The 25,290-nt window shown below is 39.3% G+C and carries 23 protein-coding genes and 2 tRNA genes; 14 read left to right on the forward strand and 11 right to left on the reverse strand.

What is annotated here, in order from left to right:
- Nucleotides 1-139 precede the first annotated feature (139 nt).
- The 3 genes from R2R71_RS19110 to R2R71_RS19120 all read right to left on the reverse strand — a co-directional run bounded on the left by R2R71_RS19110 (nucleotide 140) and on the right by R2R71_RS19120 (nucleotide 3,861).
- Nucleotides 140-523, reverse strand: coding sequence for a response regulator transcription factor (locus tag R2R71_RS19110; protein ID WP_316832886.1), 384 nt, complete (start codon nucleotides 521-523; stop codon nucleotides 140-142).
- Between the two features lie 339 nt (nucleotides 524-862).
- Nucleotides 863-3,283 carry an AsmA family protein gene (locus tag R2R71_RS19115; protein ID WP_316832887.1) on the reverse strand — a complete coding sequence of 807 codons (2,421 nt, stop codon included), beginning with the start codon at nucleotides 3,281-3,283 and terminating at the stop codon, nucleotides 863-865.
- Between the two features lie 98 nt (nucleotides 3,284-3,381).
- Nucleotides 3,382-3,861 (reverse strand): ABC transporter ATPase, encoded by a 480-nt coding sequence (locus R2R71_RS19120; protein WP_316832888.1) that lies wholly within the window; start codon nucleotides 3,859-3,861, stop codon nucleotides 3,382-3,384.
- Between the two features lie 51 nt (nucleotides 3,862-3,912).
- Between R2R71_RS19120 and R2R71_RS19125 the strand changes: the two genes are divergently transcribed.
- Nucleotides 3,913-4,377: a hypothetical protein gene (locus R2R71_RS19125; RefSeq protein WP_316832889.1), complete on the forward strand. Its 465-nt coding sequence runs from the start codon at nucleotides 3,913-3,915 to the stop codon at nucleotides 4,375-4,377.
- Here the strand turns inward: R2R71_RS19125 and R2R71_RS19130 are convergent.
- Entirely contained in the window at nucleotides 4,374-5,162 is a 789-nt protein-coding gene (locus R2R71_RS19130; protein WP_316832890.1) for a (Fe-S)-binding protein, read from the reverse strand. The two genes, R2R71_RS19125 and R2R71_RS19130, sit on opposite strands and share 4 nt — an antisense overlap.
- Nucleotides 5,163-5,292: 130 nt before the next feature.
- Nucleotides 5,293-6,588 carry a 4Fe-4S dicluster domain-containing protein gene (locus tag R2R71_RS19135; RefSeq protein WP_316832891.1) on the reverse strand — a complete coding sequence of 432 codons (1,296 nt, stop codon included), beginning with the start codon at nucleotides 6,586-6,588 and terminating at the stop codon, nucleotides 5,293-5,295.
- Between the two features lie 230 nt (nucleotides 6,589-6,818).
- Between R2R71_RS19135 and R2R71_RS19140 the strand changes: the two genes are divergently transcribed.
- Nucleotides 6,819-6,891, forward strand: a tRNA-Phe gene (locus R2R71_RS19140).
- 115 nt (nucleotides 6,892-7,006) lie between these two features.
- Nucleotides 7,007-7,079: transfer RNA gene (locus R2R71_RS19145), tRNA-Phe, on the forward strand.
- A 43-nt stretch (nucleotides 7,080-7,122) separates the two neighbouring features.
- Here R2R71_RS19145 and R2R71_RS19150 read toward each other — a convergent pair.
- Entirely contained in the window at nucleotides 7,123-7,548 is a 426-nt protein-coding gene (locus R2R71_RS19150; protein ID WP_316832892.1) for an SRPBCC domain-containing protein, read from the reverse strand.
- Between the two features lie 280 nt (nucleotides 7,549-7,828).
- Here R2R71_RS19150 and R2R71_RS19155 point away from each other — a divergent pair, with 280 nt between their 5' ends.
- Nucleotides 7,829-8,020 carry a hypothetical protein gene (locus R2R71_RS19155; RefSeq protein WP_316832893.1) on the forward strand — a complete coding sequence of 64 codons (192 nt, stop codon included), beginning with the start codon at nucleotides 7,829-7,831 and terminating at the stop codon, nucleotides 8,018-8,020.
- A gap of 292 nt (nucleotides 8,021-8,312) precedes the next feature.
- A complete protein-coding gene (locus R2R71_RS19160) occupies nucleotides 8,313-9,908 on the forward strand; it encodes a S41 family peptidase (RefSeq protein ID WP_316832894.1) in 1,596 nt (531 codons plus the stop codon).
- A gap of 40 nt (nucleotides 9,909-9,948) precedes the next feature.
- Here R2R71_RS19160 and R2R71_RS19165 read toward each other — a convergent pair whose 3' ends face one another.
- Both R2R71_RS19165 and R2R71_RS19170 read right to left on the reverse strand, forming a co-directional pair.
- A complete protein-coding gene (locus tag R2R71_RS19165) occupies nucleotides 9,949-10,548 on the reverse strand; it encodes a hypothetical protein (RefSeq protein ID WP_316832895.1) in 600 nt (199 codons plus the stop codon).
- 237 nt (nucleotides 10,549-10,785) lie between these two features.
- On the reverse strand, nucleotides 10,786-11,427 hold the full coding sequence (locus tag R2R71_RS19170) for a DUF47 domain-containing protein (protein ID WP_316832896.1): 642 nt from the start codon (nucleotides 11,425-11,427) through the stop codon (nucleotides 10,786-10,788).
- Between the two features lie 22 nt (nucleotides 11,428-11,449).
- Between R2R71_RS19170 and R2R71_RS19175 the strand changes: the two genes are divergently transcribed.
- From R2R71_RS19175 to R2R71_RS19205, 7 genes are all read left to right on the forward strand, one after another.
- Nucleotides 11,450-11,998, forward strand: a complete 549-nt coding sequence (locus R2R71_RS19175) for a GNAT family N-acetyltransferase (RefSeq protein ID WP_316832897.1) — start codon at nucleotides 11,450-11,452, stop codon at nucleotides 11,996-11,998.
- Between the two features lie 91 nt (nucleotides 11,999-12,089).
- Nucleotides 12,090-13,097 (forward strand): sensor histidine kinase, encoded by a 1,008-nt coding sequence (locus tag R2R71_RS19180; protein ID WP_316832898.1) that lies wholly within the window; start codon nucleotides 12,090-12,092, stop codon nucleotides 13,095-13,097.
- Complete coding sequence (locus R2R71_RS19185; protein ID WP_316832899.1) at nucleotides 13,094-13,807, forward strand: LytTR family DNA-binding domain-containing protein; 714 nt, start codon at nucleotides 13,094-13,096, stop codon at nucleotides 13,805-13,807. The genes R2R71_RS19180 and R2R71_RS19185 overlap by 4 nt, the downstream gene beginning before the upstream one ends.
- A gap of 74 nt (nucleotides 13,808-13,881) precedes the next feature.
- On the forward strand, nucleotides 13,882-14,352 hold the full coding sequence (locus tag R2R71_RS19190; protein ID WP_316832900.1) for a nucleoside triphosphate pyrophosphohydrolase family protein: 471 nt from the start codon (nucleotides 13,882-13,884) through the stop codon (nucleotides 14,350-14,352).
- Between the two features lie 11 nt (nucleotides 14,353-14,363).
- A complete protein-coding gene (locus tag R2R71_RS19195) occupies nucleotides 14,364-15,224 on the forward strand; it encodes an alpha/beta hydrolase (protein WP_316832901.1) in 861 nt (286 codons plus the stop codon).
- A gap of 37 nt (nucleotides 15,225-15,261) precedes the next feature.
- Nucleotides 15,262-18,648 (forward strand): DEAD/DEAH box helicase, encoded by a 3,387-nt coding sequence (locus R2R71_RS19200; RefSeq protein ID WP_316832902.1) that lies wholly within the window; start codon nucleotides 15,262-15,264, stop codon nucleotides 18,646-18,648.
- A gap of 70 nt (nucleotides 18,649-18,718) precedes the next feature.
- Entirely contained in the window at nucleotides 18,719-20,194 is a 1,476-nt protein-coding gene (locus tag R2R71_RS19205; RefSeq protein WP_316832903.1) for a TlpA family protein disulfide reductase, read from the forward strand.
- A gap of 40 nt (nucleotides 20,195-20,234) precedes the next feature.
- On the opposite strand, the gene R2R71_RS19210 is transcribed toward R2R71_RS19205, so the two are convergent.
- Together R2R71_RS19210 and R2R71_RS19215 are read right to left on the reverse strand one after the other, a co-directional pair.
- A complete protein-coding gene (locus R2R71_RS19210; RefSeq protein WP_316832904.1) occupies nucleotides 20,235-21,029 on the reverse strand; it encodes an SDR family oxidoreductase in 795 nt (264 codons plus the stop codon).
- Between the two features lie 484 nt (nucleotides 21,030-21,513).
- On the reverse strand, nucleotides 21,514-22,095 hold the full coding sequence (locus R2R71_RS19215; RefSeq protein WP_316832905.1) for a thymidine kinase: 582 nt from the start codon (nucleotides 22,093-22,095) through the stop codon (nucleotides 21,514-21,516).
- 302 nt (nucleotides 22,096-22,397) lie between these two features.
- Between R2R71_RS19215 and R2R71_RS19220 the strand changes: the two genes are divergently transcribed.
- Both R2R71_RS19220 and R2R71_RS19225 read left to right on the forward strand, forming a co-directional pair.
- Entirely contained in the window at nucleotides 22,398-22,649 is a 252-nt protein-coding gene (locus tag R2R71_RS19220; protein ID WP_316832906.1) for a hypothetical protein, read from the forward strand.
- 161 nt (nucleotides 22,650-22,810) lie between these two features.
- Nucleotides 22,811-23,977 (forward strand): hypothetical protein, encoded by a 1,167-nt coding sequence (locus R2R71_RS19225; protein WP_316832907.1) that lies wholly within the window; start codon nucleotides 22,811-22,813, stop codon nucleotides 23,975-23,977.
- Nucleotides 23,978-24,192: 215 nt separating this feature from the next.
- Here R2R71_RS19225 and R2R71_RS19230 read toward each other — a convergent pair whose 3' ends face one another.
- A complete protein-coding gene (locus R2R71_RS19230) occupies nucleotides 24,193-24,423 on the reverse strand; it encodes a hypothetical protein (RefSeq protein WP_316832908.1) in 231 nt (76 codons plus the stop codon).
- Nucleotides 24,424-25,290: the final 867 nt, after the last annotated feature.

The following is a 25,290-nucleotide window of genomic DNA, read 5'->3' on the forward strand; positions in this document are numbered from 1 at the left end:
ACACCTATGGCTACAATACTTACAATTATGGCAAGCTGTATAATCAGGGGGTAGCCGGAAGGAATTATGCCATTAAAAATCAGGCATAGTCTTCACGGCAGAACGAAATTGATCTGCATAAAATTTAAAGTTTAAAGGTTTAAGCTGCTGATCTTTTCAGCTGAATCAGTTGTTTAATTTTTGCCAGTACAACATTTATTGAAAAGGGTTTCACGATATAATCCTGTGCACCAATGGCAAGCACATCTACTATGATATCCTCGGCAGATAAAGATGAAAGTACGATTATAGGGGTTTGTGAATTGTGTGCAGATTTCTTGATTTTCATGATTAATTCTACACCTGCAACATATGGCAGAATTAAATCGGTTAAGATGAGGTCGTATTCACGCTCATTAATTTTCTTTTCAGCCTCAATTCCATCAAAGGCAATATCAACATCCAGTTCTTCTTTAGTTAGTCTCGATTCTAAAAATTTGTTGATCAAGGTTTCGCTGTCAACAATTAAAACGCTGTCTTTCATATTAATTAATTTAGGAGATTGTGGGAGCGCTAAAAGAAGATGACTTGTCTGAAAAAAGACAATTGCTGTGCCTAAAAAGAATATTTTGTTAAATTTTAACATTTAAAAAAAGTGTTTTATTTTTTTAAATGATTGTTTTTTAGTGATTTGAGTTTTTTGAAATAAGAATACTATGGTAATCCATTGAACTAGTAGCTGTATGGGATAAGACTGAAAAATGTATAGAAATTTAATCTCTTTAGCTGTTTTTATGCTTGTGCCACTTTTTAGAATTATTCAAAATAGCTATACTTTTTGGAAAAAAAACAAAATGATGAATTCGCTAAAAGAAAAAATCCTTTAATCATGGTCTTTATTCCACCTGATTTTTATGCCGCCTTTTTCATCATCTATTGCCTTTAAATGCAGTACAATGCCCCGCATACGGGCTTCACGGCGCTCTTTGTTTGTTAAGTTTTCATCACCCTTCGGATTTCTTAAGGGAATATCCATCTCCACATTGGTGCCGGTGTTCAAAGCATAAATGCCTTTAACATTAAAATTCAGTGCACTAGAATTTACCTGCATTGGCATTATTTCTACTTTATCTCCTTTTACTAAAAGTGTCCCATCCAGATTATTAATTTTTACATCTGATAGGTTACGGTTTGCAAAGGCAAATTTACCCACCTTAACTATAGGCTCAAAGTTTACCAGGGCAGCATTTTTGAGGTTAAATACTACTTTCCCATTTATAGAACGGGGAAGGATTTTTCCGGAATGCGAAATCCTTCCTGAAATGTTAACCAATGAAGAAAGATATCCCTGAAGGTTTTTGTTGGTGATTGTCGCTTGCCCAAAATTATCAAATGAATAGAAAAAATCTTTCACACTTACATGGCTGATTTTTGAATTGATTTTAAAAAGGTTTGAGCCTGTTTCCTGAATGATATTTCCATTTAACGATAATAAACCACCTGCATGAGCTACGCTGATTTTGTTGAGATAGATGCCTGCACCGCGAAGTGAAATATCTGCATCTAAATTTTTGGCCATAAACTTATCATATATTGCTTTATCAACAGTTAAGCGGATATTCATCTTCGAAACTTCCAGGACATTGCTGAGTTCTTTGGATGCAGTTTTTATCGAACTTGTCGATTTGGCCTTTTTCCTCGTTGTCCTGGGACCCAGAAATGGTAAAAATTCATTCAGGTAAAGCTGAGGGCTGTGCATTTTCAGGTTTACCAGAATCTTATCAGGATCGGTATAATATAAATTAGCAAAATTGGCGATGCTGCAATCAACATTCAGGATGCTTTTTCCCAGTTGAAAATGCCCGTTTTGTATGGATAAATCATTTTGGTTAAAATTGATGTTCAAAGCACTTTTTACCAGGTGAAGTTTACGTGGTACATAAAGGATATCGGCATTGGCAACCTGAATTTTTCCCGAAACAACAGGTTTGGTAAACCTGAAGTTATCAATATCTGCTTTACAATATAAGCTTAAGTTTGCCGTCCCGTTTTTAAACTCAAAGTCGTTCGTACCAATGGAATTATTCAGGTTGGTTAATGGGAATTGCGAGGTAACCAGTCCGGTAGCAATAGGACGCGAAAGGTTATTAACCGTAAAAGTGTCTATTTTTAATGGTGCATTAAAATACTTTGCTGTTAGCCTGTGGAACTTTATTGATGAATTTTCATCACCTATGATGCCCCCAACCGTATCCTGATTGGTAAAGGAACCATCGAAATTCGCTTCAGTAAGTGTGCCTGCAGGAATGCGCACCACATTGTCTCTAACCTTAATGCCAACTTTTATGAGCGGGTCGCTAAATTTACCTGATCCATCATCAATGATATTTCCCCTGATATCAATTGGTTTTTCAATGCCGAATTTTAAAAGTTTCGATGAGATATTTGGGGATAATAACAGGGCAACTTCTTTAAATAAAACCTGATCAACGGCAATACTGATATTAAAACCTGATTTGGCCAAATCTATCTTTGCACCGATTTTAAATGGATGTTCACCAATGTTCAGTATTTCCGGATCTAAAATTACGGCTTCCTGTGCTTTACTGTAATGTGCGGAGAGTGTTCCTTCAAGCATTTTATCTTTTAAAAAGCTCCCTTTCCTGGTGTTGAAGGCAAAACTGTTTACAAGAGTTTTCAGTTTGATCTTGCCAGTCCAGCCACTATCTGGGTATTTTAATCTTCCCTGAACCTGATCGATGTTGAAATTAAAAAGCTTAAACCTTTTTTTATTGTCAACAACAAGGTTCACCCGGTTAAAATCTATTTTCTTTACGGCAAAATCACTTTTTGATTTAGCCTCTGCCTTCGCTGGTTTCTGCGATTTACTTTTGAAAATGCTGGTATTGCTATAACCGCTGGAGTCAGTATAAATATAGATGGAAGCATCATTAAGTGTAATCTGGTTAATATTTACCGATCCCAGAATAAGCGATAGCACGTTTAATGATACATCGATATCCTTTGCTTTCAGTAAATCGTGTTGATGCCTTGACCATAAGCTATCCCTCAGCAAAACGCCATTTAGTGATACTGAAACACCCGGAAAACCTTTAAGCAGGGTAGGCTCCATGCTCGTGGCGGTGATTTCGCCATTCAGGTTCTTGTTTAACTGAGATAGTATGGAGTTTAATACTTCTTTTTTATTTCTGCTGATGTAGAATGCACCCGCAAGCCAGGTTAAAAGGATCAGGATAACAAATGCCGCAACTACTTTTAAGGATATTTTTAACCAACGTGCCATAGAGATCGTTTTATATTAGGTAATATAAAGCTTTTCCCGGCAAATTTGTTTTGCTTATGGCAATAAATTTAAGAGATAAAAAGGGTAGGGTGAGGCAACTAGAGCAGGTGGGCAAATACAGTAGAATGCCAGCTATCTTTAAAAGGCACTTCCCATTTGCTTTCCAATTCCTGTAAGTTTTGAACCATATTATTAAAAACGATGGTTTCTGGCGTTACGTTTTTAATGTTCACCAGTGTTTCGAAATCTTCTTTACCCTGTACATGAACTTCTCCATCAGCAATATAAGCAATGTTAAAGCGATTGAATAAATCAACATGGTAAGTTTGCTCAATATCTTTAATTATCCTCACCGAGCTATCAATAGAACAGCCGGTAACACCTGCTTGGCTTTCATCAACTGTTAAGATAATAAAGAAACCATAACGGATTTCAGCTTTCGCCATCAATTCATTCCCATGGGCTTTCCATTGACTGGTAAAAGCCTCAAGCTTTTTCAGGATTGCTGTTTCTTCTGCTGAAGTGAACTTCCTGTTGCTTTGGTAGATCCAAACTCTTGATTGTGGAGAAAAATTCATATTACAAATTTATCATTTTAATTAACTTGGTCTAATCAAAACGCTAACCTTATGAAAAAGTTTACATTCTGCTTGAAATTAGCCCTAATTCCTGCCTTTTGTCTACTTTTAACCGCTTTTTCCCTGAAAGATTCGCTCGAAGAATATGTTGTTTTTCTTCAGAAAAGTCTTACTGAACACTATGATTCCAGCCAGGAAAATACACAAATAAAAAAGTACGAACTGAATGTTACTAACAATGGCTTTTGCCGTTATAAGCGCTATTTTAATAACGGCAAAATTGAATATTTCGCATTTAAGCTCGCTAAATTTAAAGATTTAGATTATTATGGAACCACCGCTTCCGGCCTCCTTTATCTGAGAACCAAAAACGATGATGTAATTGTGCAAACTTACAACGACAAGAAAGGTGATGTAGACTCTATGGGCACAGCTATGATTATTCCGCTCAAAAATATCGAAGCCGAAGATTTAAACCGCATCAGGGAAAGCCTCACTAAAATTACACTGCCTTAAAGCCCATTAGCCCTTGCAGTAATTTCTGCGATGTCCAATACCTTAACTTCCTGTTCTTTATCTTTAAGTTTAACGCCATCGCTAAGCATCGTCATACAGAAAGGGCATCCTGCAGCAATAACCTGTGGATTGGTTTGTAAAGCCTCGTCAACACGTTCTACGTTAATGTCTTTGTTGCCTTTTTCCGGTTCTTTAAACATTTGTGCACCACCAGCTCCGCAGCATAATCCGTTACTTTTACAACGTTTCATTTCTACCAGTTGCGCATCTAAAACTTCAAGTGCTTTTCTTGGTGCTTCGTATATACCGTTTGCCCTGCCCAGGTAGCATGGGTCGTGATAAGTTATTTTACGGCCTTTAAAGCTCTCGCCACCTTCGGCTTTAAGTTTGCCCTCGTTAATTAAATCCTGGATAAGCTGGGTATGGTGAATCACTTCGTAAGTGCCGCCTAAGCCAGGGTATTCATTTTTTATGGTATTAAAGCAGTGCGGGCACCCAGTTACTATTTTTTTAATGTTGTAGGCATTTAACACCTCGATATTGGTCATTGCCTGCATCTGGAATAGAAATTCGTTTCCGGCACGTTTTGCAGGATCACCGGTACAGCTTTCTTCAGTACCCAACACGGCATATTTCATACCTACATGGTGAAGGATTTTACAAATATCGCGGGTTATTTTTTGCGCCCGCTCATCATAACTCCCAGCACAGCCAACCCAAAACAATATTTCTGGTTCTTCTCCTGCAGCCATTAGTTCTGCCATTGTAGGTACTTTAAATTCCATATTTTTGTATTAAGTGTTAAGTGTAAGGAGTCAGGTGTTAATTATTAGTATCGAGTATCGAGTATCGAGTATCAAGTGTCAAGTATCAAGGCTGTGGAACTACAAACTGTAAACTGCCAGCTTAAAACCCTTAGCCCTCATCTGCCCAGTTAAAACGGTCGGCAGGCGAATATTTCCAGGGTGCCTGGTTATTTTCAATATTGCCCATCATCGCGTTAATGCTTGCCGGTGCCTGCGATTCTTCCATTACGGCAAAACGGCGTAGCTCTACAATGATCTGTAGGGGGTCGATATTTACCGGACAAGCCTCAACACAGGCATTACAGCTGGTACAGGCCCAGATTTCTTCTCTTGTAATGTAATCGTCTAACAGTGATTTTCCATCCTGATGCTCCGCTCCATGTTTGTCGATGTTTTTACCCACCTCGGTAATCCTGTCGCGGGTATCCATCATTATCTTTCTTGGCGATAATAATTTACCTGTGATATTTGCAGGGCATACCGATGTGCATCTTCCACATTCAGTGCAAGTGTACGCATTCATCAGGTTAACCCAGGTCAAATCAGTCACATCTTTTGCCCCAAATTTTCCTGGTTCAGTTTCAGCAGGAATAAACGAAGGATCAAGCATTGCTTTAACCTCATTGGTAACCGAAGCCATATTGGTGAATTCCCCTTTCGGCTCGAGGTTTGAAAAGTAAGTATTCGGAAAGGCAAAAAGAATATGAAAATGTTTCGAATATGGCAGGTAATTCAAAAAAGCCAGAATCCCGATAATATGAAACCACCAGCAGCCTCTTTCCAGTATAATCAATGCATTTTCACCTTCAGGTAACAGGTTTAATAAAAACTGGCTTACCGGAAAAGCACCGGCACTAACATAATGACCTGCACCCAAAGCCTGTAATTTTGCATCAGCAGCATTCATTAAAAGAAATGCCGACATTAATAATATTTCTGTGATCAGGATATAGTTGGCATCTGATTTTGGCCAGCTGCTCATTTCAACGCCGCTGAAACGCTTAAGCTTTAAAATGTTCCTCCGGATCAAAAAGATGGCACATGAAAGCCATACCGTTAAAGCCAGGATTTCGAATGAGCCGATTAGGAAATTATATAAGCCGCCCAGGCCATGAAAAATACGATGTGTACCAAAAAGACCGTCGATCATAATTTCGAGTACCTCGATGTTAATGATTACAAAGCCAACATAAACGAAAAAGTGCAGGAAAGCTGGGATAGGACGGACAACCATTTTCGATTGACCAAAAGCTACACGCAACATGGTTATCAACCTTTTTTGAGGCTGATCGTTGCGGTTTACTGCTTTTCCCAGGCGAATGTTACGTATAATCTTGCGAAAATTAATCGTAAACAGCGCTACTGCCGCCAGTGTAAGTAGAAGAAAAAGAATTTGACTTACCATGTGTTTTACGTTTGTAGCGCTAAATTATGATATTTAATTCAAATAAATTACTATGCATGCATAAAAAAATAACTAAATAACTTAGTTTGTAACGATTCTAAATTCTCTGTTTCAATACGATGAAAAAAGGCTGTAAAATTAATTCGTTGATAATCAGCTGGTGAAAGGCTTTTTTGAAAAAAAGTTTTGCTTTTGAAAAAAGAACACTACATTTGCAATCCCAAACGGGAGGTGCCATAGCTCAGTCGGTAGAGCAAAGGACTGAAAATCCTTGTGTCCCTGGTTCGAATCCAGGTGGCACCACTTCCAGAAGCCTTTCAGAAATGAAAGGCTTTTTGTTTGAGAAACGGGAATATTTTTTTTAAAAGCCTTCTTGCATTTGAAAAAAAGAATACTACATTTGCAATCCCAAACGGGAGGTGCCATAGCTCAGTCGGTAGAGCAAAGGACTGAAAATCCTTGTGTCCCTGGTTCGAATCCAGGTGGCACCACTTCCAAAAAAGCCTTTCAGTAATGAAAGGCTTTTTGTTTTTATTATTCTTCAGCAAGCGCCGCTACTTTATCTAAAGCCTGTGGCCAGGTTTTATCCATAAACTCAACCCAGTCTTTTATAATACTCAGGTTTATGCTTAGTGTTGTAACGTTATCATGCTCCTCAAGGGTATAGTTTTCAAAGGCATCGCCCCAGTTTTTATTTAAATCTTCTTTGCCATTTTTAATTTCACCAAGGTGTTTTATCGATAAGAATTGATGAGGAATATTTTCTTCTATTCTCGAAACCATACCATTGCCCGTTCCGTCGTGGAATATGGCTTTACTTCCTTTTTGCCAGTCGGTATCGGCAGCAGAGTTTTCCGCAAAAACAGCAGTCCACTCTGGGTAAGTGTCTTTTCCTAATAAAATAGCCCACACCTTTTGTGCAGGGGCTTTAATGTTTTTTTTGAATGTTAAGTTTTCCATAGTTATCATTTTTTACAACGCTAATATGCACTAAAATAACCGGCGTATTCAGGGGCGTAAGCGACAAATTACAGGGTAAAAGAAGCAGCTGTTTCAGTTTTTGTTTATTAAAACAAACGTTTGATTAGTGCTTTAAACAAAGATTTTATATATTTGAAGAAATATTGATGATGCATATCTTCGTGAGGGCTTGCTACTTCGACTAAACAAGGTGTTTCATCTACTTTATAAAGAGAACCTGGGCTAATTAGCTATTTTTATTTCATAAACAAACTAGCTTATGATTAACGTCAATTACACCACGCCATCCAGAAAATTGAATAAAGTTAAAGTGGGCGATGAGATCGCCGATGATTATGAAAATCAAGGCAAGGTGGTTAAAATAAATAAAACCAAATCGAAAACAGGTAGCGAGTACTTGTTTTTACTGGATAACAGACAAATGATTTACATTTTAAGCGAAGCAATTTAATCCTCAATTGATATTATATAACGCTCCCTATAAAAACAATTCAGTTAGTAGAAGGACTGGATTCAAACTGTAGCATCACATCCCTGTAAGTTACAGCAAAAGCCTTTCAGAAATGGAGGGCTTTTTTGTTCATTGATCGTTAAATTTTTCCTGTTTAACGATTCATTTATGCTAATTCGGATAATATCACTTACATTAGTTTATCTGTATTATGTAAAGTTCTTTTTGAGCGAACTTTTAAGCTTAAATTAACGTATATATAGTATTGCATAATTTTGATTATCAATTTACTATGAAAAAAAACTTATTTAAATCAGTTTTTATAATCGCGATTGTGGCCGTTACATTTTTAAATGCATGTAAAAAAGCCAGCACAACGCCAGAAGTTACCCCAACAACACCAACTACAACTGCCACGGGCACCCGTGATGAATTAACTAAAGATTCGATTTTCCTTTATGCCAAGGAGTTGTATTACTGGAATACCTCATTGCCAACTTACGATGCTTTCAAGCCACGTAGTTTTAGTTCAAATGAAACTGAATTGTTTGCCTTAACGCAATATTCAAATAATCCGGAAACCGGCAAACCTTACGAATATGTGAGCAGTACGGCTACCTCCCCGAAATATTCTTTCTTTGATTATGGCACAACCGGTAAAACAGCCTCGCTAAAGGCCGATGTAAATGGCACGGAGAACGATTATGGTTTTTCAGTACTATATAATACCACTACAGATTTACGCGTAAAGTATGTTTATGCCAACTCACCGGCAAGCCAGCAAGGCTTAACCCGCGGTTGCCGTTTAACAGCCGTAAACGGAAGAACCAGCTTAACCTATACTTCTGCCAATGTTACTTTTTTAAATGATGCCTTATTCGGTACCAATGCCTCAGTAAGTTTAACTTTTGTCGATTTGGCTGGCGCAACTAAAACGGTAACTGTTACCCGGGCAACTTATACCGTTAACCCAATTCTTTTTACCAATGTGTATACCGCCGGAACCAAAAAGGTTGGTTATATCGTGTTCAACAGTTTTACCAATAATGCTTCGGCTGCCATAAGCACTGCATTTTCAAACTTCGCAACGCAAGGTGTAACAGAAGTTGTTGTCGACTTAAGGTACAATGGTGGTGGTTATGTAAGTACAGCTACGCAAATTATAAATATCCTGAGTCCTTCCGCACAAACCGGAAACACCATGTTTACCAGCTATTATAATGCTTACCTGCAAGGTTTAACAACTGCTCAAAGAAAAGCTTCTGTTTTAGCCCATCAGCCTTTATTGGATGGTAGCGGTAAGCTGCAGACTTTTACCACAGGGGTTAATGGTAAATATGCTACTTACGCCGATCTCGATTACTCGGCTAGCTCATCTGATAATATTGAGAAATTTGCTAAGTCGGGTTCACTGAACTTAAGCAGGGTTTATTTTATCGTAACCGGTTCAACAGCGTCTGCAAGTGAGCTTACGGTAAATAGCTTAAAGCCGGTAATGGATGTTAAATTAATAGGTACTACAACCTATGGCAAGCCTGTTGGATTCTTCCCGATCAGGATTGATAAAGTTGATATGTACATTCCGGAGTTTGAAACGAAAAACCAGGCTGGTACAGGTGGCTACTACTCGGGTTTAACTGTTGATAAAGAAGCTTACGAAGATTTAACAAAAGCCTGGGGCGATGAAAGTGAAACGTTGCTGGCCTATGCTTTACTGTATGCAAAAACAGGAAGCTTTGTAACCTCGGCCGCCAAAACATCAAGCTTGAGCGCCCAATCTACCACCATGCCCGAAAGGTTATCGGTTGCAGAAATTAAGCTTGTTTCCGATCAGCTCGATCAGAACAGTTTTAAAGGAATGGTCTTCGAACCACATAAAAAGTTTTAACAAAAAAGGCTCCGGTTAATCAACCGGAGCCTTTTGTATTTTACAATAAAATTTTACTGCTGATATCTTTATTAATGGTAATATAACCCGGATATTTTACCGGAGTGTTACCGATCATAATGGTAGGTTTTATTTTAATCGTTAGCAATCCGAGCTTTTCATCACTTTTCGAACCTTTTTGTGCAGCCTTAATTACATCATTTAAAACATTTCCATTCGATATTAAACTGTAAATGTTACTACCCATTTGTACAGGAACAGTTACGGTTTGCCCTTGCGGGATACTCACCGCCTGGTTAACAAGCCCCTCCGCCAGGTCGGTATTGTTCACCAGAATTTTATATTCAAACTGGTTTATGGCTGCCAGGTTGCCTGATGGATTGGTAATCTCGAGGTTCAGGTTAGCCCTTAAAGGGATATCTTTTCTAAGCAAGCCCAGGGCAACACCCGGTAAGCTGGCCAGGTTAAAATCCTGTTGGTTAATCAGCTTGGCTAAGTCTGCCCCGGCCAAAGTAATCTGATTTACGTTTTTAACTTTATAGGTACATGCTTCAAGTGCCTTAATCTGCTGCGCCTGCTGGTTAATGCCACAACCCGTAATAGATAGGGCTAACAGGCAAAATAGAAATATTTTTTTCATGCTTATCATAACGCCAAAATATAAATTCTATTTCAGCATGTTTTTTAATTTAAGATAAGCTTAACAATTATGAGGCCACAGTTTCAATTTTATCACCCGCATCATCATTTTTATCTTCCCGGTCTTTATCCGCTATTTCCGGTGTTTCTGCTTCATCTGCAGCTTTAGCGGTTTCGGTTACTGGTTATTTAACTTTTGTTCTGAATCTGAAATTTTAAAGAAATGCCCGGTAAATGATCAGGCGTTTTTAAGAAATATGGTTTCGATTATATTGGCCAGGTCATCACATTTATCGGTTGCTTTTTCCAGCTGGCTTAAAATTTCCGATTGCCTGATTAAGGATATCGCATCAAGCTCACTTTCAAATAATATCGATATAAACTGCTCATATAACCTGTCGGCCTTGCTTTCCAGCTGCCCAACTTCTTTGCAGATGTCGATAATAAGCTGCTTGTTTTTAAAGTGTTTGATTTCTTTAATGGCAATGCAAAGCCTGTTACACATTTTCGAAACGATTTCACTTAGTTTTATGATTGCTTCACTGGCAGTGTCGAGCTGATATAATTCCATATTAAGCACAATGGCAAGAATATCATCTGCAATATCATCGATCTTGGTCGCCAGTGAATGAACGTCCTGCCTGTCGAATGGAACAATGAAACTCTTATTCAATTCTTCATAAATCGTATCCGTTGCTTTATCACCAATCAGCTCAAGGTCTTTAATCTCCTTCGCCATACGGGCTTTTTCCTGCTGATCGGTTGATCGGATGAAAAGTACTAGGGCCTCAGAAATATTCGATAAGTTTTCTGCGCCTTTTTCAAACAGGGGCTGAAATGTTTTGTCCTTTGGTATAAATAAACTAAATATTTGATTCATGCTTTCTTTAAAATATTAGTAAATGTACCTTTGGTATATTAACACAACATCAAATATGTATTATGATGTTAAATTTTTGCAAAAGGATATGAGCATTACCATTCGTAAAATAGAAGAAAAAGATAACGCAGAACTGGCCGAGTTGATTAGGGTTGTTTTCAGGGAATTTAAGATCGATAAACCCGGAACAGTATATACCGACCCAACTACCGATCATTTATCGGAAGTGTTTAAGCAGGAAGGTGCTGTTTACTGGCTGGCAGAAGAAGATGGCGTTTTACTGGGTGGCTGCGGTATTTATCCAACCGATGGGTTACCTGAGGGATGTGTAGAGCTGGTTAAATTCTATTTATCTGCCAATGCAAGGGGTAAGGGATTGGGCAAAATGTTAATGGAAAAGAGTATTGAATCGGCACAGCATTTTGGTTATAATGAGGTTTACCTTGAATCCTTTCCCGAGCTTTCTACGGCCATCTGGCTTTATGAACGTGCGGGATTTAAGAAACTTGAGGCCGCGATTGGTAATTCCGGTCATTATGCCTGCAATGTATGGATGCTCCTGGTGCTGTAACTAAAACTTTAAAATACACCGTTGGGATAATTTATCGGGCAGTTGGCATAAGAAAATGTGCGTCCGGTACAACATTCCTTAGTTTTAGCCTATGAAAAAAACCAAAACTGTATTTATACACCTGATTTGCTGGATAGCTTTACTGACTTATTTCTATGGCGGGGCATTAATAAGGGGCGTTACCTTTAAGCAGGCCGCATTTGATATTTCGATGAACTTCATTCAGATAGTAGAATTTTACATTTGCTACCTATGGCTTTATCCATCATTTCTAAAAAGGGAGAAAGCATTTCAGCTGATCATTGGCGCCCTGTTTGTCATTGCCCTTTTTATCGGCATGCGCTACCTGATTGAGCAAATCCTTTTCCTCCATTGGTTTGGAATTAAAAACTACCCTGACGAAACACTTAATATGCGTTATGTTTCGGATAATATTTATTACAGTATTTCCTTTCTGGTTATCCCTGCGGCAATTTACGGGGCACAGCAGAGCTTTAAAGCTGAACAGGCAAACCGTAAGCTGAAAGAGGAAGTGGTTAAGGCAGAGCTGGCATTTTTAAAATCGCAGATTAACCCACATTTCTTATACAATACCTTAAACTATGTGTATTCACTGGCCATTCCGGTTTCCGATAAACTGGCCAACGCCGTTTTAAGGTTATCCGACTTAATGCGCTACACCTTAAATGAGAGTCCTGACGGCATGGTTAACCTCGAAAAGGAAATAGAATACCTCGAAAGTTTTATCGAACTCTTTAAAATGCGTTTTGAACCGAATTTCTATGTCGATTTTACCGCCGATGGGGTATTGGATCAAAAAATTGCAGCCCTCGTATTAATCCCCTTTGTAGAAAATGCCTTTAAGCATGGTGTGGTAAATGATGATACTCACCCGGTGCGCATCCGCTTAAAAGTGCAGCAAAAAAGACTAAGCTTTGAAGTGAGTAATAAAATCAGCCATGCACAGAAAGACCACTCAAGCGGTGTTGGTCTGGTAAACGTGCATCGCAGGCTGGATTTAATCTATCCCGACAGACACGAGCTTTTGATTTCGAATAACGGTAATACCTATAAAACAACCTTAATCTTAAATTTATGATCCGCTGTTTAGCTGTTGACGATGAAGCCTACGCTTCGGATATTATTGCTGCTTTTATTAATAAAACACCTTTTTTAGAACTGGTTGGAACCACAACAAATGCTTTCGAGGCTTTGAACATGGTTCAGGAAGGGAAGGTCGACCTTGTTTTTCTGGATATACAAATGCCCGAACTTACCGGTATTCAGTTCCTTAAAATCTGTGGCGATAAATGCCGGGTAATTTTAACTACTGCCTATCCCGAATATGCATTGGATGGCTTCGACTTAAACGTTGTTGATTACCTTTTGAAGCCAATCTCCTACGAACGTTTTTATAAGGCAGCTGAAAAAGCGCAGCAGATCATTTCACCGGCACAATATGAAGTGGTGAATGCCCCAAATCCTGCCAACGACTTTATCTTCATTAAAGGCGATACTAAAAATAAATTCATCAAGGTAAAATACGATGAGATTTTATACATCGAAGGCTTAAAAAATTACGTTTCGGTTTACACGGCAAACCAGCGTATTATTACGTATCAGGCTTTGCGTGAACTGGAAACACAATTGCCACAGCCACCTTTTTACCGGGTGCATAAATCCTATATCGTGTCTATCAGCCACATTAAAATGATTGATGGCAACACGCTTTACATTAACGACCAGTCGATCCCGGTAGGCGATACCTATAAGGAAGAATTCTTTAAAATGATCAGGGAAAAGAAATAAGGTGTTTATAAGTTTTCACGATATTTTAAGCCGATTTTTTTAAGTTTGCTCACAATAAATAATCGAACAAAATCATGCAAGAAACCAACTCGCTAAACCAGGTTGCTGAATTCCATACCACCTTTAAACATCCTATTTTAGAATCACCTGTTATTCCTTCAAAACAAAGGGCTAATTTGCGTATTTCGCTATTGGCTGAAGAACTGAAAGAACTTCAGGAAGCGGTTGAAAACGATGATTTAATAGAAGTTGCCGATGCACTTTGCGATTTGCAGTATGTGCTTGCAGGTGCTATTCACGAATTCGGTTTAGGCGGAAAGTTTAAAACCCTGTTTGATGAGGTACATCGTTCGAACATGAGCAAAGCCTGCAAAACGGTTGAGGAAGCAGAAAAAACCATTCAGTTTTACCTTGATAAAGACGGAACGGAATCTTACTACAAAGAAATCGATGGCTTGTTCCTGGTATTCAGAAAAGGCGATGATAAAACCTTAAAATCGATTAATTATTCGCCAGCCGATTTAAAAGGCTTGCTGGCACAATAAAAGGCTAAAGGTTGAAAAGGCTTAAGGAAATTGTAAATGCGCTCAAAATCTCAGCGGAAAACCAACATCAGGATGCCGAGAAATTAATACGCGAATTTATTTTTTATTCACCGAAAATGCCCTTGCGCCTGCACCAGGAGCAACTTCTTGCCGAAGCTAAAAGGTTCAGTTTGCCCGTTTTTGATACTTATTTCACCGCTAAAGCATTAACCATTAATTGCTTTAGCTGGGGTACAGGAGCGGTAAAAGTGTTGCTTACACATGGCTGGGCATCTAAAGCGGCCGATTTTTACGAGCTCATCACTGCACTCCGCAATATAGATGACCTGGAAATCATTGCCTTCGATGCGCCCGGAAACGGAAGTTCGGTTTCCGAATTTTCTAACCTGATGCTATATGCCGATTCGGTTAAAGCGATTGCCGCCGATTATGCAAAGCCCGATTTTTATGTAGGTCACTCGCTAGGCGGTATGGCAAACGTTATCGCCATTCAGGAAGCTGGGCTTAAGCCTAAACAGTTAATCAGTATTGCGCCGCTCATCAGGCTAAAGGAAAATTTCGAACAAAGCATGCAGTCTGTAAATATTGGTGTTGAGGCACAGGCAAACTTCTTTCACAATTTCAGTAAAGAGTTTCCCGTAAAAGCCGATCATTTTAACCTCAGCAGCCTGTATCACCTTAATCCGGCGATACAACATTTTCTCGCTTACGATGTTGAAGACCATATTTCGCCTTACGCTTACCTCAACACATTTCTGGAACAAAACCCGCAAATAAAGGCAAAAGCTTATCCTGATGCCGGGCACTATAAAATACTCAAATCGCCTGAAGTAATTGAAGACGTAGTGGCGCTGATAAAATCTGCACTTTAAAAATTGCCTGATTTATTTTCTTGTTATATTGCATTAAATGAATGACCAAAACTCAAGTTCGGCAGGGGCGAATAATCCTTTTGATTATGTTATAAAGGATTTCAACCTCAAAAACCTGAGCAATCTGTTTATTTTAAAGCACCTTAACGGGCAGGTAGATACACAGGTAAAAGGATTTTTCAACATCTTCCCCGAGCAGATTGAAATCGATTATGCTGCCTTTAGTCATGAAGCTGCTATAACGCCTTTTCCACTTGTTCTGCTGCAGCAAAATGAAAATGAGGTAAAACTTTCCTGTCGCTGTGCAGCACCAAAAAATAAACTTTGCGCTCATCAGGCACAGGTTTTATACAATCTCTTACATCGCCAGGATTTGCTTATTTTCTTTGATGAAAACCTGCGTAGCCAAAGGCTTTCGAAAATTGCCCTTGATTACGGACTAGAAAAGGAAGAAAACCTTGATGCACTTTTTATGCTTAGCCTGACCGATGACCAGCTAAGCATAAAACCAAAAATGGCTAACCTGCAGGCCTTTGACAAGGAAGCACAGCAACAGCTGGAAGCAGTATTGCTTCCGGTAGCCAGAAAGGTTCCTTCATCAGTTAAGCAGGTGCAGCATCAGGAAAATATGGTGCTGGTTCTCGGAAAGCACCGTTATTATAGCAACCTGAACATCGAACTTTTTCATGCAGGCTTCAGTAAAGGGGATAAAATTAAAAACCCTTTCAAAGCCATTGCCGTAGAAGATTTGATTTTTAAATCGGACGACAATAGCGAGCTGAAGTACTTTAGCGGGATTAGCAGGTTTCAAAATAATTATACCCCAGGTGATGTTGAAGCAGAACTTGAAGCTTTAAGGGCCGTTGTTAAAAATCCGCTGGCTATTCCGGTTTACCTGCATGAGGGTAATCAACAGGCCAATATCCAGGCAGCTACGGTAACACCTGTCGTGCTTAGCCTGCTGGATACCGACCTGCGCTTATCGGTTAACCAAAAAAATGATTTTTTCGAAATCAACGGCCGACTGATCATCAATGGCCATACTTATGCCTTAGATAACCTCCTTATCCGCTTTAACTATTTTATCCAGCTTAAAAATCAGTTGTATCTGATCGGAAATGCTGATTTGGTTAAAGTAATTGGCTTTTTTATTAAGCAGAGTAACAGGCTCGTTATCCATAAAAGTAAGTACCCTGAATTTCAGAAAAATATCCTGATCCAGCTGGAAAAGTACATCCATGTCGATTACTCTTTCCTGAAACCCGCTACGCCAAGGCAGATAGAGGAAAAAGGTTTCGATCTGGAAATTGAGAAGTTGGTTTACCTTTCAGAATCGGAAGATTATATTTTAATTACCCCGGTGATGCGTTATGGAAACCTCGAAATTCCGGTACTCTCCAAGAAGAAGATCCAGGCCCAGGATAAATTCGGGAATCTTTTTACACTACACCGTGATGAGGAGGCCGAGCTGCAGTTTACCTCCGAAATTCTGCGCCAACACCCATACTTTTATGATCAGGAAACCAATGATGCCTATTACCTGCACCGTAAAAGGTTTCTCGAAGAGCTATGGTTTTTAGATGCTTTTGAAGCCTGGCGTAGTAAGGACATCCATATTTTAGGCTTCAATCAGCTTAAAAACAATAAGCTTAATCCACACAAAGCCGATATTAATATTGAGGTTTTAAGTGGTACTGACTGGTTCGAAACCAAGCTGGAAGTAAAATTTGGTAAACAGCAGGTGGCACTTAAACACCTGCACAAATCCATCCGTAACAAGAGCAAATTTGTTACGCTCGATGATGGTACCGTGGGGATCTTACCCGAAGAATGGATACAAAAGTTCATCGGATACTTTAGCGCCGGTGAGATTGTTGATGATACCCTGCTTACCCACAAGATAAAATATGCTTCGATAAGTGATTTGTACGAAGATGCACTGCTGGATGGTGAAGTAAAGAATGAACTTAAAAGTTTCAAACAACAATTTGAGGGTGATGATTTTGTGCAGGATGTTGTTATTCCGAAAGGATTAAAGGCCACGCTTCGCCATTACCAGAAAGATGGCTTAAACCGCCTCAACTTCCTCGATGATTTTAACTTTGGCTCGATACTGGCCGATGACATGGGGCTTGGAAAAACCATTCAGATCATAGCCTTTATCTTGTCGCAACGCGAGAAAGTAAAACACAATACAAACCTTGTTGTTGTTCCGGCCTCCCTTATTTTTAACTGGCGGGAGGAGCTGAAGAAATTCGCACCCTCTGTAAAGGTAAAAACGATATATGGCGCAGAACGGATCAAGGATACCGCCGATTTCGATGCCTTTGAAGTGATTTTAACTTCTTACGGAACGCTGCTCTCCGACATCAGGTACCTGAAAAATTACCGCTTCAATTATATTTTCCTGGATGAGTCGCAACTCATTAAAAATCCCGAATCGCAGCGGTATAAAACCGTCAGGATGCTGCAATCGAGGAATAAGGTTGCCCTTACGGGAACACCGATAGAAAACAACACTTTCGATTTATACGGGCAGCTGTCTTTTGCCTGCCCTGGCCTTTTTGGTACCAAGCAGCAGTTTGCCGATTTGTATTCCACACCCATCGACCAGTTTAAAGACCGTAAGCGTGCGGCTGAATTGCAGCAGAAAATCCGTCCTTTCATTTTACGCCGAACCAAAGAACAGGTTGCCAGGGAACTGCCTGATAAAACTGAGATTACGCTATACTGCGAAATGGGAGCGGAGCAGCGTGAAGTGTATGAAGCAAACAAGAAGGAAATCCAGGACTATATTTTGGGTAAAACAGAGGATGAGCTACCTAAAAGTTCTATGCATGTGTTAAAAAGCATTACCCGTTTAAGGCAGATATGTAATTCAGCAGCCTTGCTGGCCGATGGGAAATCTTACCTGCAGGCTTCCTCAAAAATCGATGTGCTGATTGAGCAGATAGAAGCAAAAGCCAGTGGGCATAAAATCCTGGTGTTCTCTCAATTTGTAAGCATGCTGGAGCTGATTAAAAAACAACTCGATGCCAGAGGTATCGGTTATGCCTTTTTAACCGGGCAAACCAGAAACCGGGAAGAAACGGTAAAATCCTTTCAGAATAATACGGATATACCTGTTTTTCTGATCAGCTTAAAAGCCGGGGGAACCGGCTTAAACTTAACACAGGCAGATTACGTTTACCTCGTCGACCCATGGTGGAACCCAGCGGTTGAAAACCAGGCCATCGACCGTGCTTACCGCATCGGGCAGCATAAAAATGTAATGGCAGTAAGGTTAATTTGCCCCGATACCATTGAAGAGAAGATCATCAAACTCCAGTCTGTTAAAAAGGACCTCGTGAAGGATTTAATTCAGAACGAAAGTAACCTGTTTAAAAATCTGACTAAAAAAGAGTTGTTGGGCTTGTTGAGTTAGTCTTTTGTTAAAAATGGTTAACGTTTTTCTTTGCCGGGATAACTTAACTATCTTCAACAAAAGGAAAACAATGAAATGCTATCTTACGCTCTATCTCTTACTATTTATCAACTATAGCTACGCACATGCACAGCGTACTTTTGATGTGAAGGATTCTACGACGATTTATGGAAAAGTGGTCGACTTCAATCCTTTGCGAAATGATAAACTAATAAATTTTTATGTAAATGATATTCTAGGGACTGAAAATGTCCAGTCTGTTCAAATCAAAAATGATGGTTCTTACCGATTCACTTTTTTTAGGCCATTTGACAGCGATATGCAGATTGAATATAACAACGAGATCTACATTATATATGCCTCATCGAAAGAGCCTCTACAGTTGAATATATCAGCAAATTTGCCCATTCCAAGTGTTCAAGCGATTGGAAATAATGCAACTTCAGTGCTTAGTAATTTAATTACAACTTATTCGGTAGAATTTTACAAACATGATTTTGAAATTAAAAATATTTTAGGGAATAAGGAGCTGACAGACAGTTCGTTTAATAAAAAGAGAATAGCGTTATACCAGGAGCAAGTTAAATTTGCTGAACAATTCAATGCCGAATATTCCGTTTCAGACAAAAATTTTCTAAACTGGCAAAAAAACAATCTTATTTTTTCGCTGGCTGAAGATTTAGCAGCTAACCCCTTTTATGGCCGTATTAATACGAGAATTGATTTTCCAGAACTATTTGTCGAACTCGATAAACTTAAACTGAATAGCTTTACTAGCAATGTCAATCGTAATTATTATAAGTTTTTAAGATCTTTAGAAGGGGCTTTTGAGATAATTGTTAACATAAATCCAAATTACGAAAGTGAAAAGTTAAAAAATGGAAAGAACCCTTTGCCGGTTTACTTAGGCCAAGTTGATAAATACCTTAGCGGAGTGTTGAAACAGCTTTTATATTATCATTTGTGTTATGTAAATTCTGCTGATATTGACTTAGATAACAGCGATTTTAAACATATAAAAGCGATTTTAATAAATGATTATTTAATTAATTCCATTACCAACAAGATAAAAAGTATCAAAAGTAACTTTCAAAGTTTTGATGTTCTCGAAAAAATCAAAAGCTTAAAATTTGAGGACAGCCTAAAAGTCAAGATTTTAACTTTATTTGAAAAGTATAGTGGCAATAATATTTATTTAGACTTTTGGGGCGATTGGTGCGGCCCATGTATGAGTGAAATGCCACATTATAAAAATTTAATCAGCAGGTTAAAGCCCGAAAAGATTATAAATATGTTTATTTCTGCTTATACTAAAGACGAAAGTGTACAGGATATAAAAAAGAAGTTTGCCATTGATGGTGTTTTCTATAATCTTTCTAGAGATGAGATTTCTATTTTACAAAACGTTTTTAGTTTTCACTCCTATCCAAAACACTTCCTGATTAAGGACAATCGAGTTTTTTCCGAAGCAGGTGGGATAGGTGGAAATAACATTGAAGCTATTTCTAATGAGATAATAAAGAAATTTAATAGCATTGGTAAATAAAATCGTTTGCCATAAGAATTCTCTTTGGTTAGGAGGTTTGTTAAATGTACACTACAAATTGGTAATCTAAATACCTTGGTACATTAATACTCTCCACTACTTTCCAGCTTGTTTTTTCTGCGATAAACTCTGGTGGTTGCAAACCAGAAACTTCGGCGGCTTTGGTATAGAATTGCATTTTATCAGGGTGCTGCGGCGCACAGGCATGGTAAATGTGCCCGAAGGCCTGTTTTTCCAGCAAGCGGATGGTAAGGCCTACGGCATCAGTCTGGTGGATTAGGTTCACCGGAGCCAGTCCGTTTGGGATTGCCGTTTTACCAGCAAAGAAACGTCCGGGGTTACGCTCCGGGCCAATTAAACCCGAAAAGCGGATAATCGTATAAGCGGAAGGCTGTGCGCTCATAAAAACCTGTTCTGCTTCCAGCATCACTTTGCCCGATGAGGTGTCGGGCCGTGTTTCACTGCTTTCGTTTACCGCCTTATTTTCATCGCTGAAAACACTGGTGGAGCTAATTAAAATAACCTTAGCCTGACCTTGTGCAGCGGTATCCAGTATAGCCTTAATCTTGGTTGGGAAATCGTTTAATTCAGCTGAATTCCTTTTCGGTGGAATACAAATCAGCAACACGTCTGTATCGAAGAATTTTTTATCCGCTTTTATTCCTTCGCCTGTAAAGTTGATGAGGTAAGCATCGATGCCTTCAGCAGTCAACGTTTCCAGCTTTTCCGGCGTTGTGGTCGAGCCTTTTACCCGATAACCCTTGGTAATCAGTTGCTTCGCCAAAGCAAAGCCAAACCAGCCACAGCCTAATATAGAAACGGTTTTTATATTCATGTGCTAAATTAAAGGGATTAATATTTAATAACCAAAATATTCAATAACCAATGCTCAATAACCAATTATCAAAAATGTTAACGAAGAGATTATTAACGTCAAACGTCATGCTGAATTTATTTCAGCATCTTATGAACGAGAGACCCTGAAACAAGTTCAGGGTGACGGACTGGAGTGGTGTTTTGCTCTGAAGGAATCGTCCCTACTCAATCTGTCATACTGAGCCTAGTCGAAGGACTAACGCATTCGTCATTGCGAAGCCGGGAATGAGCGAGCTGAAGCAATCTATATCAATCAGTGGTATAATTAGAGATTGCTTCGTACCTCGCAATGACGACTTGTGGAGACTAATGAACCAATCAAGAAATGTTCAATAACCAATAACCAATTTTCAATGAAGTTAATGAGGAGATTGCTTCGTACCTCGCAATGACGACTTGTGGAGACTAATGACTAATGAACTAATGACAAATGAACCAAATGATTAGCCCTTATCAATATTATAACAAGCCCTGCATCGCGGTTCATAGCTTTCCTTTTCACCCAGCAGCACGGTTGCTTCATCGGCGACGGTTCTGTAGCTGTATAAGGCCGGATTACCACAACAAACGCATACCGCATTTACCTTGGTAACGTGCTCCGCTATGGCCATGAGTGCCGGCATTGGCCCGAATGGCTTACCGGTAAAGTCCATGTCCAGACCGGCAACAATTACCCTGATGCCCCGCATGGCGAGTTTATTGCATACATCAGGCAGTTCATTATCGAAAAACTGGGCTTCATCTATACCTACCACCTGGGTGTTGGTACCTAAAAGTAAAATTGCCGAAGCACTGTCGACAGGTGTAGAATTTATTGAATTTAAATCGTGCGATACGACAGCACTTTCGTGGTAACGCGTATCGGTACGGGGCTTAAAGATCTCGACATTTAATTTAGCAATCTGTGCCCTTTTTAATCTGCGAATCAACTCTTCGGTTTTTCCCGAAAACATAGAGCCACATACAACCTCTATACTACCTGAAAATTCCCCTCTTCTTCTAAAATTTTGTTCGCTGAATAACATTTTACAATAATTCTTTAGCTGTTTGCGCCGTGGTTTAGTGAGTGCCAAAGGTATTAAAATATCTGATTGGAAAGGTTATCTGCCTTGCTCAAAATATCAACACCTAAAGTTTTTACAGCGTGTTGTTTTATTTTTTCTTCCTGATATTTAGTGATTTGCAGAAAATAATTATTCCTAAAAAATCTAAACTTAAAATACTTACGTATTTATAGCCAACACTTGTTAAAAGTGTTTTAAGCCTATATTTAATCATTGCCGTAATTAAAAAAGACTGCTTGCCGGTTTATTTTAATTAATATTTTATGAAAAAGCACGAAAAAATTAAAACACTGGATAGTTTTCTTGCCAGGGTTAAACAACTCCGCGGTTATGGAGATATGAATTCTTATACTTTAGTGAAGGAACTGAAAAACCTGGAGGGGATTTCTGAAGCTTCTGAGAATGAACTTATTGAAAATCTCGCTTCGCCGGAAACCTGGAAGGCCGCCAAAAGAAGCCTGGTGCAAAATGTACAAAGTGCCATACACGATGTACAGGAAGATCAGGCGAAATAAGTGCACACCCGGTTATTTCCCATCTGTTAAAACAATAAATGGTTTCTGATTGTGTTTAAAACGTTAGCTCTTTTTTGCCGATAGCGTTTAATTATCATTTATTAAGTGTTATTTTTGAAAAGCGCTAACAACATAAACCGCTAAAAAATCGTTTAACACTTATGATGAATCAACAGGATATTTTCAGAAAAATAGGCAGTATTTTAACCGAACTGAACGAGCAATACCAATTCTTAGCTCAACACCCTGAAAAACTCAATGAACTGGAGGTAGAACTTTTTCTGGCCAATGCCGACTTCCTTTCTGATCATGTTAGAATTGCACAAAAGTTAAACTCTTTAAATGGCGAAAACCATCCGGCAGAAACGGATACCGGTTTATTGCTTGAAGAACAAAATACGATCATTTTACCCGAACAAAGTTATACACAGGAAGAAGCTGCTGTAGCAGAAACGCCTGAGCTTGAAGAAATCGCTACAGCGGAAGAAGAGGAAGAGCGTGTTGATATTATCCCTGAAACAGAAGCAATCGAAAATGAAAGCATTTATGAAGAAACAAGTGAAGAAGTTTTAGCACGCGATTTCTTTAAACCTGACCAGGAGTCGAACTCTTTTGAATTTGTTTTGGGTAACCACAGCGATGATGATAAGTTTGATTATGAAGAGAAATCAGTTGATGAAATATTCGACAGGCCTTTAAGTAAGGAGGAAGAAGAAATCCTTGCCCAAAAGAAAAGAATACACGAAAAAGAGCAGCAGCCTGTACCGAACGAAGCGGTAGCTACTGAAGATGATGAAATCGGACCTGAACCTTTCCTGATTCCGCACGAAGAGGAGCAGGAAGAAAAGCCAACGCAGGAGGAAACGTTATTTACCCAGGCGAAAAGCGAACCTATTGAAGCATTAAAAGACACTAAACTCGACGAGCCTATTATTTCTCCGCCGGTAGCGGATGAACGTCCGGCTTTCGTTCCTCATGCCATACCTGTGAAGCCTGTTGAGCAACCCGTTTCATCAAAGCCTGCACCTTCCTTGAATGATTTGCTTGCCAAAACAAACAGCAGTCCTGAGGAGCCCGCTAAGGCACCTATTGCCGATTTAAAGCAGTCCATCAGTCTGAATGAAAAGCTTTTGTTCATAAAAGACCTCTTTAGCGGTTATAACATGGCTTATTCTGAAGCACTGGACATTGTAAACAAAATGCCAAACTTTGAATCCGCTGACAGCTTTCTGCAGAATAATTATGCCGTTAAAAATAACTGGGCGAATAAACAAAGCTCTGTTGATCAGTTTTACGAATTGCTGAACAGAAGGTTTAGTAGTAAGTAGTTGGCAGTTTTCAGTTGGCGGTTTGCAGTTTTCAATGACTAATGAACTAATGACCAATGACTAATGAACTATTGAATTGTTGGCGGTTAACACCGGCTTCGCAATGACGGTGTTAACTGAAAACTGATTATTTGCTCGCCGCCGCAAGGGCTCTTTCTTTTGGCTTGATCCAAAAGAAACAAAAGATCAAGGCTTGCCCCACTTGTTGCATAAAGCTAAGGGAATACCAATGGCGGTAATTTGAGGCCTGGCTTACGCACATTCCCCCCTAGGGCTGCAAATTCCCTTGGGTTGTGGGGAAATGAAAGGGAGTTCAAATATTCCCTTGCTTTCTGCTTTCTCGATGGGCTAGGCCGGATAGCAGGGTGCAGGGGTGTTGTGGAGAGCAATAAATTATTTGTCCTACTCAACCTGTCATCCTGAGCGTAGTCGAAGGATTGACTCATTCGTCTTTGCGAAGCCGGATTAGTGTGAGCTGAAGCAATCTATATATGTAAGTGGTATAATTTAAGAAGAGATTGCTTCGTCGTTCCTCCTCGCAATGACGACTTGGGGAGAGCAGTGAACTATTTCGTCCAACTCAAACTGTCATCCTGAGCGTAGTCGAAGGATCTTTTTCATCTTACAACAGCTCCAAAGATCCCTCTATTCCGCTGCGCTCCAATCGGGATGACGACTTGTGGAGAGCAGTGAACAGTTTTCAGTTGGTAGTTTTCAGTTGGCAGTTCCCAATGACTAATGACCAATGTTCAATAACCAATTATCAAAAATGTTAACGAAGTGATTATTAACTCCAAACGTCATGCTGAATTTATTTCAGCATCTACTGGAAAGGAGACCCTGAAACAAGTTCAGGGTGACGGACTGGAGTGACATTTCGACCGTAGCGGAGAAATCTTTTCGAAGCGAATGCCGAGTTGAGGAATCGTCCAACTCAACCCTGTCATCCTGAGCGTAGTCGAAGGATTGACTCATTTGTCTTTGCGAAGCTGGGTTAGTGCGAGCTGAAGCAATCTATATATGTAAATGGTATAATTTAAGAAGAGATTGCTTCGTACCTCGCAATGACGACTTTTGGAGACCAATGAACAGTTTTCAGTTGGCAGTTTTCAGTTGGCAGTTCCCAATGACTAATGACCAATGTTCAATAACCAATGTTCAATAACCAATTATCAAAAATGTTAACGAAGTGATTATTAACTCCAAACGTCATGCTGAATTTATTTCAGCATCTACTGGAAAGAAGACCCTGAAACAAGTTCAGGGTGACGGACTGGAGTGTCATTTCGACCGTAGCGGAGAAATCTTTTCAA

The organism is Pedobacter aquatilis (genome assembly GCF_032678405.1).
Classification (GTDB): Bacteria; Bacteroidota; Bacteroidia; order Sphingobacteriales; family Sphingobacteriaceae; genus Pedobacter; species Pedobacter aquatilis_A.

What these genes read in the sequence shown, in the direction of transcription:
- R2R71_RS19110 (WP_316832886.1), bottom strand. Translation starts at nt 523, where the DNA reads ATGAAAGACAGCGTTTTAATTGTTGACAGCGAAACCTTGATCAACAAA.
- R2R71_RS19115 (WP_316832887.1), bottom strand. Translation starts at nt 3,283, where the DNA reads ATGGCACGTTGGTTAAAAATATCCTTAAAAGTAGTTGCGGCATTTGTT.
- R2R71_RS19120 (WP_316832888.1), bottom strand. Translation starts at nt 3,861, where the DNA reads ATGAATTTTTCTCCACAATCAAGAGTTTGGATCTACCAAAGCAACAGG.
- R2R71_RS19125 (WP_316832889.1), top strand. Translation starts at nt 3,913, where the DNA reads ATGAAAAAGTTTACATTCTGCTTGAAATTAGCCCTAATTCCTGCCTTT.
- R2R71_RS19130 (WP_316832890.1), bottom strand. Translation starts at nt 5,162, where the DNA reads ATGGAATTTAAAGTACCTACAATGGCAGAACTAATGGCTGCAGGAGAA.
- R2R71_RS19135 (WP_316832891.1), bottom strand. Translation starts at nt 6,588, where the DNA reads ATGGTAAGTCAAATTCTTTTTCTTCTACTTACACTGGCGGCAGTAGCG.
- R2R71_RS19150 (WP_316832892.1), bottom strand. Translation starts at nt 7,548, where the DNA reads ATGGAAAACTTAACATTCAAAAAAAACATTAAAGCCCCTGCACAAAAG.
- R2R71_RS19155 (WP_316832893.1), top strand. Translation starts at nt 7,829, where the DNA reads ATGATTAACGTCAATTACACCACGCCATCCAGAAAATTGAATAAAGTT.
- R2R71_RS19160 (WP_316832894.1), top strand. Translation starts at nt 8,313, where the DNA reads ATGAAAAAAAACTTATTTAAATCAGTTTTTATAATCGCGATTGTGGCC.
- R2R71_RS19165 (WP_316832895.1), bottom strand. Translation starts at nt 10,548, where the DNA reads ATGAAAAAAATATTTCTATTTTGCCTGTTAGCCCTATCTATTACGGGT.
- R2R71_RS19170 (WP_316832896.1), bottom strand. Translation starts at nt 11,427, where the DNA reads ATGAATCAAATATTTAGTTTATTTATACCAAAGGACAAAACATTTCAG.
- R2R71_RS19175 (WP_316832897.1), top strand. Translation starts at nt 11,450, where the DNA reads ATGTACCTTTGGTATATTAACACAACATCAAATATGTATTATGATGTT.
- R2R71_RS19180 (WP_316832898.1), top strand. Translation starts at nt 12,090, where the DNA reads ATGAAAAAAACCAAAACTGTATTTATACACCTGATTTGCTGGATAGCT.
- R2R71_RS19185 (WP_316832899.1), top strand. Translation starts at nt 13,094, where the DNA reads ATGATCCGCTGTTTAGCTGTTGACGATGAAGCCTACGCTTCGGATATT.
- R2R71_RS19190 (WP_316832900.1), top strand. Translation starts at nt 13,882, where the DNA reads ATGCAAGAAACCAACTCGCTAAACCAGGTTGCTGAATTCCATACCACC.
- R2R71_RS19200 (WP_316832902.1), top strand. Translation starts at nt 15,262, where the DNA reads ATGAATGACCAAAACTCAAGTTCGGCAGGGGCGAATAATCCTTTTGAT.
- R2R71_RS19205 (WP_316832903.1), top strand. Translation starts at nt 18,719, where the DNA reads ATGAAATGCTATCTTACGCTCTATCTCTTACTATTTATCAACTATAGC.
- R2R71_RS19210 (WP_316832904.1), bottom strand. Translation starts at nt 21,029, where the DNA reads ATGAATATAAAAACCGTTTCTATATTAGGCTGTGGCTGGTTTGGCTTT.
- R2R71_RS19215 (WP_316832905.1), bottom strand. Translation starts at nt 22,095, where the DNA reads ATGTTATTCAGCGAACAAAATTTTAGAAGAAGAGGGGAATTTTCAGGT.
- R2R71_RS19220 (WP_316832906.1), top strand. Translation starts at nt 22,398, where the DNA reads ATGAAAAAGCACGAAAAAATTAAAACACTGGATAGTTTTCTTGCCAGG.
- R2R71_RS19225 (WP_316832907.1), top strand. Translation starts at nt 22,811, where the DNA reads ATGATGAATCAACAGGATATTTTCAGAAAAATAGGCAGTATTTTAACC.
- R2R71_RS19230 (WP_316832908.1), bottom strand. Translation starts at nt 24,423, where the DNA reads ATGAGTCAATCCTTCGACTACGCTCAGGATGACAGGTTGAGTAGGACA.